Source organism: Pseudomonas sp. EA_65y_Pfl1_P113 (assembly GCF_963970525.1).
Lineage (GTDB): Bacteria > Pseudomonadota > Gammaproteobacteria > Pseudomonadales > Pseudomonadaceae > Aquipseudomonas > Aquipseudomonas tritici.
The window spans coordinates 36880-47248 of sequence record NZ_CAXAQM010000039.1 but is presented as its reverse complement, the minus strand read 5'-3'; the positions used below and the strand labels follow the sequence as shown (position 1 = coordinate 47248).

The window sequence follows — 10369 nt, the reverse complement described above, 5'->3', positions numbered from 1 at the left end:
AAGAAAAGTATTAATATCACGCATAAGAACGCCGGTTTTTTAGATGTGTTTGCTCGCACGAACATCATCCATCAAATCGGCGTTCTTGTTTCTGTCTTTCCCGTGATTCCGTGAAGAACCTTTTTTTAACGCCCTTGAATGCGGCTTTCGTTCGCTTCGAGATTAACCGTGCGAAGCGCATCGCCGCCTTCCTCGCCCAGATCGGTCACGAATCCGGCGAGCTGCGTTACGTCCGTGAACTGGGCAGCGATTACTATCTGAGCAAATACGACACCGGCAGCCTGGCCGCGCGCCTGGGCAATCGCCCCGAAGCGGATGGCGATGGTCAGTTGTACCGGGGCAGGGGGCTGATCCAGATCACCGGTCGGCGCAATTACCTGGCCTGCAGTCAGGCGTTGTTTGGTGATGATCGTCTGTTAAGAGATCCCATGTTGTTGGAGCAACCGCGGTGGGCGGCTGAGTCGGCCGCCTGGTTCTGGCAGAGCAATGGCCTGAATGAGCTGGCCGACGAGGACCAGTTCACCACCATTACGCGGCGCATCAATGGTGGGCTGAATGGGCTGGAGGATCGATTGCGGCTATGGGCGCGCGCGAAGGCGGTGTTATGCGTTTCCTAGTGGCCTGCCGCTTGATGTGCGGTTGTCAGTCCTTCTCGACGCCGCCGAACCCGTCAGTGGCGGTGCAGTGCCAGCCGCCACCGCCACCGGCAGCCTGGTTCATGCAACCCCGCGAGCCCGACTTGACCCGGCGCATGCTCAGCGAATTATCGGCATCACCGACGATGGTGATAACGCCCTGATCGCCTTGCGCGCCTGTCAGGCGTACGTGCGCGCCGTCGCCCGCTAGCTTCTTGAGACAGTTCGTCACTTGCGCGTGCGATTGGCTCCTGTAGGGTAAGCAAACCCCCGCCTACGTCTGGAGACGACCGTGAATGAAATCACTCAACTGGCTGCTGAACTGGGTCGCCGTCTACAGGTGCTGAACGCCCATATCACCGCTGCCGAGTCCTGCACCGGCGGCGGTATCGCGGAAGCTATCACGCGTATTCCGGGGAGTTCGGCCTGGTTCGAGGCGGGTTATGTCACTTATTCCAATCGGCAGAAGACGCGGCAATTGAATGTGCCGGAAACGTTGTTTCCAAAAGTTGGCGCCGTCAGCCAGGAAGTGGTGGAAGCAATGGTGCGTGGCGCGCAGGAAAAGAGCCTGGCGCGATTTGCTGTCGCGGTCAGCGGTGTGGCGGGGCCGGATGGCGGTTCGCCGGACAAACCGGTGGGCACCGTCTGGCTGGCCTTTGGCGTGGGTGAGGACGTCACGGCCGAACTCGAACACTTTACCGGCAACCGCGACGAGGTCCGCCGACAAACGGTAAAAGCCGCGCTAGAGGGTTTGTTGCGACGAGCTGCAGCAGAAATAGAAAATCAGGGGTAGGCGATCTCCGATCTTTGTGGAACAATACTGTCTACTTATACAGGTGTTGGCCGCCCCGGCCTTATTGATTACGTGAGGACTTTAATGGACGACAACAAGAAGAAAGCCTTGGCTGCGGCCCTGGGTCAGATCGAACGTCAATTCGGCAAGGGTGCCGTAATGCGTATGGGCGATCACGACCGTCAGGCGATCCCGGCTATTTCCACTGGCTCTCTGGGTCTGGACATTGCGCTCGGCATTGGCGGCCTGCCAAAAGGCCGTATCGTTGAAATCTACGGTCCTGAATCTTCCGGTAAAACTACCCTGACTCTGTCAGTGATTGCCCAGGCGCAGAAAATGGGCGCCACCTGTGCGTTTGTCGACGCCGAGCACGCACTGGACCCTGAATACGCCGGCAAACTGGGCGTCAACGTGGACGACCTTCTGGTTTCTCAGCCGGACACAGGTGAGCAAGCCCTGGAAATCACTGACATGCTGGTGCGCTCCAACGCCATTGACGTGATCGTGGTCGACTCCGTGGCTGCCCTGGTTCCCAAGGCTGAAATCGAAGGCGAAATGGGCGATATGCACGTGGGCCTGCAGGCCCGTCTGATGTCCCAGGCGCTGCGTAAAATCACCGGTAACATCAAGAACGCCAACTGCCTGGTGATCTTCATCAACCAGATCCGTATGAAGATCGGCGTGATGTTCGGCAGCCCGGAAACCACCACCGGTGGTAACGCGTTGAAGTTCTACGCTTCGGTCCGTCTTGATATCCGCCGTACCGGCGCGGTGAAAGAAGGTGACGAGGTTGTGGGTAGCGAAACCCGCGTTAAAGTCGTGAAGAACAAGGTGGCCCCGCCTTTCCGTCAGGCCGAATTCCAGATTCTCTACGGCAAGGGTATCTACCTGAACGGCGAAATGATCGACCTAGGCGTGCTGCACGGTTTCGTCGAAAAATCCGGTGCCTGGTATGCCTACAATGGCAGCAAGATCGGTCAAGGCAAGGCCAACTCGGCCAAGTTCCTGGCAGACAACCCGGACATCGCGGCCACGCTTGAGAAGCAGATCCGCGACAAGCTGCTGACCCCTGCGCCAGACGTGAAAGCTGCCGCCAACCGTGAGCCGGTTGAAGAAGTGGAAGAAGCCGACACTGATATCTGAAGCAAACGATGACAGTTGTACTGGATACACTCGTCGCCGTTCGGCGCACCGCGATGGACCTGCTCGCTCGACGCGAGCATGGTCGAGTCGAGCTGACGCGTAAATTGCGTCAGCGCGGCGGGGAACCCGAGATGATCGAAACTGCCCTCGACCGTTTGACGGAAGAGGGACTGCTTTCGGAAGCCCGTTACCTCGAAAGCTTTGTCTCCTATCGAGCCCGCTCCGGCTATGGCCCTGCGCGTATTCGCGAAGAACTGAGCCAGCGTGGCTTGCAGCGTGCGGATATCGATCTTGCCCTGCGTGAGTGCGGTATCAGCTGGCAGGCGCAGCTGGAAGACACCTGGCGGCGCAAGTTTTCTGGCCATCTTCCGATCGATGCCAGAGAGCGTGCGAAGCAGGGACGCTTCCTGAGTTATCGCGGGTTTTCGATGGAGATGATCAGTCGCTTGTTGAGCGGTCGGGATATGGACGACTGAACGCAGTTGGTCTAGTTAACGGGCGCTGCGACGATTCGACAAGCCCGCTCACTACAACAGTGTGTAGATACCTAAGCCGCCATAAGAAAGGCCCGCTATGAAAATAGTGGGCCTTTTTTTTGCTCAAAAAATCACGCCGGCTCCGGCGCCACCCGCTGCTGAGCCTTCCCCTGAGCCTGCGCCCAGTTCTCCGGTAAATTGATGTAATCCACCAGCTCCCGTAGCCGGCCCTGGTCGCGCCCGTTGAAGTTGAACACCAGTCGCGTCAAATGACTGAACCTTGGCTCGTCATGTTCTTTGCCGGTATACCCGTGCTGCTGGAAGTCCCCACTCAGCCGCAAGCTGGCAAACTCGCTCTGCAAATGGGCCAATGCCCGCTCACTGAGCGGATGATTCATGCGTACTACAAACTCACGTTTCAACCAGCGCGTGGAGTGGAAGTTGGCATAAAACTGGTTGATCTCTTCCACTGCCTCTTCGGCGCTGTACACCAGGCGTACCAGCTTGAGGTCGGTAGGCAGGATATAGCGGTTGGCTTCCAACTGACTGCGGATAAAATCCAGGGCACCCTGCCAAAACCCGCCGCCTGGCGCGTCCAACAGCACTACCGGTACCAGCGGGCTCTTGCCGGTCTGGATCAGGGTTAACACTTCCAACGCTTCATCCAGCGTGCCGAAACCGCCTGGGCACAACACCAATGCGTCGGCTTCCTTGACGAAGAACAGCTTGCGGGTAAAGAAGAAGTGGAAGGACAGCAGGTTCTCAGTGCCATCAATGGTCGGGTTGGCATGCTGTTCAAACGGCAGGGTGATGTTGAACCCCAGGCTGTGTTCAAGGCCGGCGCCTTCATGGGCGGCGGCCATGATGCCGCCGCCACCGCCGGTGATCACCATCAGGTTCGAGCGTGCCAGCGCTGCGCCGACTTCCCGGGCGAGGGCGTACAGCGGGCTTTCCACTGGAGTGCGTGCCGAGCCGAACACTGTCACTTTGCGGCGACCCTTGAACTGTTCGAGCGCGCGGAAGGCATGGTCCAATTCGCGGATAGCTTGGAGGGTGATCTTGGCGTTCCAGCGGTTGCGGTCGTCCTGGGCCATGCGCAGCACGGTGAGGATCATGTCGCGATACAGGGGGATATTCGGGCTGTTGGGAGCGATCAGTTGGAGTTGAGCTTCGACCTGCTGCGTGAGGTCGGCCCCGTTCTCTTCAAAATGTCGAAGCAGGCGGTCATTCGGTTCGTAAGGCATTCAACGTCTCCTTCTTGCAGGGCCCGGGTGGCCGACGAGAGGTTCGCCGGAGGCTACGACACTGCATGTGTCGCTGCTTGCCGCAGGGGGCAACCTTCTTTTGCCCTGAAAATGTTACAGAACAGCATGAACAATGCTGTGAATAAATGGCTGGAATGACTTGATCATGTGCCGAAAAACCCTTGGCTGGCAACCACTTATTGGTCGCTCAATAGGGGGGGCTTAGTTGCCTGGAAGGAGTTGGCGCGGGGGGAGTGCGCGCTGCCGGACAGCAGCGCGCGAAGGTAAAACGGCTACTTTTTCTTTTTCGCCGCAGCCGGTGCCGGGCAATCTGCTTCAACGAATTTGACCGACGCCACAGGACGGTTGGTCTTGTTCTCGGTGATTTCGTAGCGCATCACTGCACCTTTGGCCATCAGTTCGCGGTAGCCTTTGTTCAGGCACACGCTTTGGCCAAGCTGGAAGTACACAGCCTTGGGGTTGGCGCGCATCTGTTCGGCGCGGTCGGACATCACGCTCAGGTGATCGATCAGTTGCATGCCTTCAACGGTGTAGGCCACTTCCAGGGTTTTTTCGTCGATTTCCCGGGGCAGGTCCTTATTGCTCTCAGCCGCGACGCTTTGCAGCTTTCTGTTCATTTGGGCCTCCAGCAGCGAGGCCGCCTGGGCGCACACGGGCAATACCAGCGCGAGGGCGACGGATGGGGCGACAAGACGCAGCATGGAACGCAGCATGAAACTCTCCTGATTCGGTTACTGGTGCATAGACCAGCCACTGTGCTGTGCGTTCAGTGGCGCGCAATTATAGGTGTGCCCTTGCCACTACAGCCAGGCGTATCGCTGGTAAACTGCGGCCACTTAAGCCTTTCACGAGTTTCCACCGTGTCGATTTACCCGTTTCACCGGCGCATCCGATGAGCCACGCCGTCTCCCGCCTGCGTACCCAACGTCTGGCTCGCGCCGTGCGGCCGTTCCTCAATCGTGGGTCGCGTGCCGAACGCTGCCCCGGTTGCCGGGTCATCCCGCAATACTGCCTGTGTGCCTGGCGCCCCGAAGTCGAGGCCCGATCTGCCATGTGTCTACTGATGCATGACGTGGAACCGATGAAGCCCAGCAACACCGGCTGGCTGATCGCCGACGTAATCGACGACACCACCGCATTCGCCTGGTCGCGCACCGAAGTCGATCCGGACTTGCTCACCTTGTTGGCCGATCCGCAGTGGCAGCCCTACATCGTGTTCCCTGGTGAATTTGTGGCGCCCGAGCGTGTTGTCAGTGAAGTAAAGGTGGAGGAGGGCAAGCGCCCGTTGTTCATCTTGCTGGATGGCACTTGGAGTGAAGCGCGCAAGATGTTCCGCAAAAGCCCCTACCTTGAGCATTTGCCGGTACTCAGCCTGGCGCCGGAGCAACTGTCGCGCTATAAACTGCGCCGGTCCAAGCGTGATGATCATTTTTGCACCGCCGAAGTCGCCGCCCTGTGCCTCGAATTGGCCGATGACCAGGCTGCCTGCGAAGTACTCGATGCCTACCTCGACGTGTTCAGCACGCATTACCTGGCGGCCAAATTCCAGTTACCCCTGGACCCGACGGACATCGTCCATACTCGTCTTGCTCCCTATATACCTGCGGGATAGCCAGACGACGTTTGCATGATGGCACCCTAAACCCGCACGCCGCTAAAATGCCCGTGGGCGTAGTGCTTGACCCCCCAGGCTACGCTGGGCATGCTGAGCGCCGATTGGGGTGCAACCGTGAATTTTCGACGTCGTTTCAGGTGCTTTTGACGTTGAGCGTGCCCTGTGGCGACAGCTGCCTGGCTGCCGCCTTGTGTACTGGCGAGCCCTGAACCCATCAGGGCTCCCATAAAAAACAGGATCATTTAATCAATGGCCACATACGAAATCCTGATAGCCGATGACCACCCGCTGTTTCGCAGTGCGCTGCATCAAGCCGTGACCCTGGGCCTTGGCCCGGACGTGCGGCTGGTCGAAGTGGCCAGCATTGCCGAGCTGGAAGCCCGCCTTGCCGAAAAGTCCGACTGGGACTTGGTGCTGCTCGACCTGAATATGCCCGGCGCCTATGGTTTTTCCGGGCTGGTGCTGTTGCGCGGGCAATACCCGCAGATCCCCGTGGTGATGGTTTCGGCCCAGGAAGACGCCGATGTGGTGGTGCGCTCCAAGGAGTTTGGCGCCAGTGGTTTCATCCCCAAGTCCAGTGCCATGGAAGATATCCAGAAAGCCGTGCGCACCGTGCTTGATGGCGATGTGTCCTGGCCGCCGCAAGCGTTTGAAGAAATTAACGTGTCCGACGAAGCCAAGGCCGCGCGCGATGGACTGGCCAGCCTGACGCCGCAGCAGTTTCGTGTGCTGACCATGGTTTGCGAAGGTTTGTTGAACAAGCAGATTGCCTACGAGCTGAGCGTATCTGAAGCGACCATCAAGGCCCATGTCACGGCGATCTTCCGCAAGCTGGGCGTGCGTACGCGCACCCAGGCGGCATTGCTCCTACAACAACTTGAGTCAATCTCGCAGCATTAAGCGTTGAGCGGTTCACGCTTTTTTGACTTGGCGTGATCTAGTTTCCCCACTTCTTTGGTTCAGTTGCCTACGTCTATGTCGCCTTTCAAGGGTCAAACCGGTATCAAGCGTATCTTTAATGCAGGGGGTTATTCCCTGGATGGCCTGCGCGCGGCCTTCACAGGCGAGGCAGCATTCCGCCAGTTGGTGTTGCTGAACGTCATCCTGATCCCGCTGAGCTTTTTCCTGACTGTCAGCCGCGTCGAACGCGCGTTGTTGATCGCCGTGTGCCTGCTGGCCTTGATCGTCGAGCTGCTCAACTCGGCGGTTGAAGCCGCCATCGACCGCATCTCCCTGGACCGCCACCCGCTGTCGAAAAACGCCAAGGACATGGGCAGCGCTGCGCAGTTTGTCGCGTTGACCATGATCACGCTGGTGTGGGCTGTGATCCTGATCTAAGGCTCAGGCAATGCTCGGCAGCACGATCTCGTCGCTGCGCTGGACTCCAGCGGTAAAGGCCCGGCAAAGTTCCAGGAACTCGCGCATCGCTGAGGTCTGGTACTTCTGTTTATGCCAGATGAAGTAGAACTGCCGGGCCAGGTCCAGGTCCGGGGTTTCCACCGGCACCAAACTGCCACGTCGGAACGCGTCGCGCAGCGCCAGCCGCGAAATACAGCCAATCCCCAACCCTGACTCCACCGCCCGTTTGATGGCCTCAGTGTGTTCCAGCTCCAGGCGGATATTCAGCGCGCTGCGGTGATGGCGCATGGCCTGGTCAAACGTCAAGCGCGTGCCTGAGCCTTGTTCGCGCAAAATCCAGGCTTCATGAGTCAACTCTGCCATGGTCGCCACGCCACGCTTGGCCAGGTGATGCTGCGGCGCACAAAACACCACCAGCTCATCTTCCACCCAGGTTTGCACCTCGATGTCCGGGTGGCTGCAATCGCCTTCGATTAGACCCAAGTCAATTTCGTAGTGCGCGACTTGGTGCACGATATGTGCAGTGTTCTGCACATGCAGCTTCACCTGGCTCTCGGGATGTTGCTGCATAAAGCTGCCGATCAGCAGCGTGGCGAGGTAATTTCCGATGGTCAGGGTGGCGCCGACCGCCAGGGAGCCAAAACCGGACTTGCCGTTAAGCAGATCCTCGATCTCCTTGGCCTGGTCCAAAAGCGCTACGGCCTGGGGCAACAGCTGATGACCGAGGGCGTTGAGGCTCAGGCGCTTGCCCGCACGGTCGAATAATTGGCAGCTGGATTGACGCTCCAGTTCGGTGATCGAGGTGCTGGCGGCGGATTGAGATAAGGCCAGAAGGCCAGCAGCGCGGGAGACGCTTTCCTGCTGGGCGACGGCGACGAAGACTTGCAGTTGACGGAGAGTAAATCGCATATCGATATAACCGATAACCCTTATCTTAATAATCCAGTTAACAGATATTGTCGCCGCCATTAGAATGCTGTGCAATTGCGCATCTACACCTTTGGCGCAGACCCATTTCCAGGAGTCCCCCGTACATGAGCAACATGAACCACGAGCGTGTCCTCAGTGTTCATCACTGGAACGACACTCTGTTCAGCTTCAAGTGCACCCGTGATCCGGGCCTGCGCTTCGAGAACGGTCAGTTCGTGATGATCGGCCTGCAACAGCCCAACGGCCGCCCGCTCATGCGCGCTTACTCCATTGCCAGCCCGAACTGGGAAGAGCATCTGGAGTTCTTCAGTATCAAGGTGCCAGATGGCCCGCTGACTTCCCAGTTGCAGCACTTGAAGGAAGGCGACGAGATCATCATCAGCAAGAAACCGACAGGCACCCTCGTGCTTGACGATTTGAAGCCGGGCAAACACTTGTACCTGCTCAGCACCGGTACCGGCCTTGCTCCGTTCATGAGCGTGATCCAGGACCCGGAAACCTACGAGCGCTTTGAAAAAGTGATCCTGTGCCACGGCGTGCGTTACGTCAACGAAGTCGCTTACCGCGAATTCATCACCGAGCACCTGCCGCAGAACGAATTCTTCGGCGAGGCCCTGCGTGACAAGTTGATCTACTACCCAACCGTGACGCGCGAGCCTTTCGAAAACGAAGGCCGCCTGACCGACCTGATGCGCAGCGGTAAGTTGTTCAGCGACATCGGCCTGCCACCGATCAACCCCGAGGACGACCGCGCCATGCTGTGCGGCAGCCCGAGCATGCTGGATGAAACCAGTGAGGTGTTGAACAGCTTCGGCCTGAAAGTGTCGCCACGCATGCGTGAGCCAGGTGATTACCTGATCGAGCGCGCGTTCGTCGAGAAGTGATACTGGGTTAGTAAAAACACAGATCAAAAAATGCTTCCGGTTTCTTCAGTTGGCTGGAAGCACTTCCAACACACAAATCAGCCCAGCCTCGGGATAGTGCCAACGCACATCCACATCCCAGAACTGCGCGCCGTACTGTCGCTCCGGCCCCGGCGTCTGATACGCCGGCCGCGGGTCCTGCGCCAGGCACTGTTCAATCAACGCCACCAGCGGCTCATCCAAGCGCTGAGCGTGGCTCTGCGCCTGATGCAGCGCAGTCTTCAGCCATTGCACGGGAATCAGCTGCGGCGCAGCGCTGGCGATCCCGTTGGTGGCCGTGTCGACAATGTCGGCATACGGCACATACGGTTTGATATCCAGTACCGGCGTGCCATCAAGCAGGTCTATCCCGGAAATCCACAATCGCCCTGGCTCGACCCTGTCCAGTTTCACCACCGACTGGCCAATACCATTGGGGCGATGAGTCGCGCGGGTAGCAAACACGCCCATGGAGGTGTTGCCACCCAAGCGCGGCGGGCGCACTTTCAGGCGTGGCTTGTCTTCCAGGGCCTGGTGGAACAGAAACAACAGCCACACATGGCTGACCTGCTCCAGGCCCTGCACCGCCTCACCCCCGTCGAACGGCGCCACCAATTCCAGCACGCCCCGCGCGGCGGGTGCCAGCTGCGGTTGGCGCGGGATCGCGAACTTCTCCTTGAAGCAGGAGCGCACGAAACCGACGGGCGAGACGTGGTAATTCATGGCTTACGCACGAACCCGCAGGGTCAGGCCCTTGAGGAAGTTGCGCAGCAACTGGTCACCGCAGGTCCGGTAGTTGGTGTGGCCGAACTTGCGGAACAGCGCGCTCAACTCAGGCTTGGACACCGGGAACTCGGCCGCCTTGAGGATGGCGTGCATGTCGTCTTCCTTCAGTTCAAAGGCCACGCGCAGCTTCTTGAGGATGATGTTGTTGGTGATCGGGGTTTCAATCGGCTGCGGCGGACGGCTTTCGTCCTTGCCGCGCTTGAAGATCACCAGGCCATCAAGGAAGTGCGCCATGACTTCATCCGGGCAGAACACGAAACCTTCTTCCTCATCCTTCTTGAGGTAGGTCAGCAGGTCTTCCTTGGTTACGTCCATGCCGCCGAGCTTGGTGATCTCGACCATCTTGTTGTCGCTGATGTCGAGCATGTAGCGCACGCTGCGCAGTACGTCATTGTGAATCATGGTGGGCAATCCTGGTTTTCAACGGTGGACACCGCCCAGGCAGGCGGTGTCGATAATAGGGGA

The 10369-nt window shown here is 58.7% G+C and carries 13 protein-coding genes and 1 pseudogene; 9 read left to right on the top strand and 5 right to left on the bottom strand.

Annotation, left to right across the window (positions count from 1 at the left end):
* Positions 1-110: 110 nt before the first annotated feature.
* The 5 genes and pseudogenes from AACY52_RS24650 (at position 111) to recX (ending at position 3047) form a co-directional block, all read left to right on the top strand.
* Positions 111-617 carry a glycoside hydrolase family 19 protein gene (locus tag AACY52_RS24650; RefSeq protein ID WP_339560870.1) on the top strand — a complete coding sequence of 169 codons (507 nt, stop codon included), beginning with the start codon at positions 111-113 and terminating at the stop codon, positions 615-617.
* Positions 618-630: 13 nt separating this feature from the next.
* A pseudogene (locus AACY52_RS24645) lies at positions 631-846 on the top strand (lysis protein); the annotation flags it as partial.
* A gap of 81 nt (positions 847-927) precedes the next feature.
* Positions 928-1428 (top strand): nicotinamide-nucleotide amidohydrolase family protein, encoded by a 501-nt coding sequence (locus AACY52_RS24640; RefSeq protein WP_339418236.1) that lies wholly within the window; start codon positions 928-930, stop codon positions 1426-1428.
* An 84-nt stretch (positions 1429-1512) separates the two neighbouring features.
* Positions 1513-2571, top strand: a complete 1059-nt coding sequence (recA, locus tag AACY52_RS24635) for a recombinase RecA (protein ID WP_048720087.1) — start codon at positions 1513-1515, stop codon at positions 2569-2571.
* Positions 2572-2579: 8 nt separating this feature from the next.
* Positions 2580-3047, top strand: coding sequence for a recombination regulator RecX (gene recX / locus AACY52_RS24630; protein WP_339418233.1), 468 nt, complete (start codon positions 2580-2582; stop codon positions 3045-3047).
* A 131-nt stretch (positions 3048-3178) separates the two neighbouring features.
* On the opposite strand, the gene AACY52_RS24625 is transcribed toward recX, so the two are convergent.
* A complete protein-coding gene (locus tag AACY52_RS24625) occupies positions 3179-4291 on the bottom strand; it encodes a TIGR00730 family Rossman fold protein (RefSeq protein WP_339493530.1) in 1113 nt (370 codons plus the stop codon).
* 293 nt (positions 4292-4584) lie between these two features.
* On the bottom strand, positions 4585-5025 hold the full coding sequence (locus AACY52_RS24620) for a PA3611 family quorum-sensing-regulated virulence factor (protein ID WP_049709734.1): 441 nt from the start codon (positions 5023-5025) through the stop codon (positions 4585-4587).
* A gap of 179 nt (positions 5026-5204) precedes the next feature.
* Between AACY52_RS24620 and AACY52_RS24615 the strand changes: the two genes are divergently transcribed.
* The 3 genes from AACY52_RS24615 (at position 5205) to AACY52_RS24605 (ending at position 7265) form a co-directional block, all read left to right on the top strand.
* On the top strand, positions 5205-5924 hold the full coding sequence (locus AACY52_RS24615; protein ID WP_339427108.1) for a tRNA-uridine aminocarboxypropyltransferase: 720 nt from the start codon (positions 5205-5207) through the stop codon (positions 5922-5924).
* A 252-nt stretch (positions 5925-6176) separates the two neighbouring features.
* Positions 6177-6827, top strand: coding sequence for a response regulator transcription factor ErdR (erdR, locus tag AACY52_RS24610; protein WP_065872500.1), 651 nt, complete (start codon positions 6177-6179; stop codon positions 6825-6827).
* Between the two features lie 75 nt (positions 6828-6902).
* Complete coding sequence (locus AACY52_RS24605; RefSeq protein ID WP_339418227.1) at positions 6903-7265, top strand: diacylglycerol kinase; 363 nt, start codon at positions 6903-6905, stop codon at positions 7263-7265.
* 3 nt (positions 7266-7268) lie between these two features.
* Here AACY52_RS24605 and AACY52_RS24600 read toward each other — a convergent pair whose 3' ends face one another.
* Positions 7269-8195 (bottom strand): LysR family transcriptional regulator, encoded by a 927-nt coding sequence (locus AACY52_RS24600; protein WP_049709730.1) that lies wholly within the window; start codon positions 8193-8195, stop codon positions 7269-7271.
* A 125-nt stretch (positions 8196-8320) separates the two neighbouring features.
* Here AACY52_RS24600 and fpr point away from each other — a divergent pair, with 125 nt between their 5' ends.
* The gene (fpr, locus tag AACY52_RS24595; protein WP_003189055.1) at positions 8321-9100 is read left to right on the top strand and encodes a ferredoxin-NADP reductase; all 780 of its coding nucleotides are present in this window, start codon (positions 8321-8323) and stop codon (positions 9098-9100) included.
* Positions 9101-9145: 45 nt separating this feature from the next.
* On the opposite strand, the gene tsaA is transcribed toward fpr, so the two are convergent.
* Both tsaA and AACY52_RS24585 read right to left on the bottom strand, forming a co-directional pair.
* The gene (gene tsaA, locus AACY52_RS24590) at positions 9146-9841 is read right to left on the bottom strand and encodes a tRNA (N6-threonylcarbamoyladenosine(37)-N6)-methyltransferase TrmO (protein ID WP_339560869.1); all 696 of its coding nucleotides are present in this window, start codon (positions 9839-9841) and stop codon (positions 9146-9148) included.
* 3 nt (positions 9842-9844) lie between these two features.
* Positions 9845-10306 (bottom strand): DUF1456 family protein, encoded by a 462-nt coding sequence (locus AACY52_RS24585; protein ID WP_049709728.1) that lies wholly within the window; start codon positions 10304-10306, stop codon positions 9845-9847.
* Positions 10307-10369 lie beyond the last annotated feature (63 nt).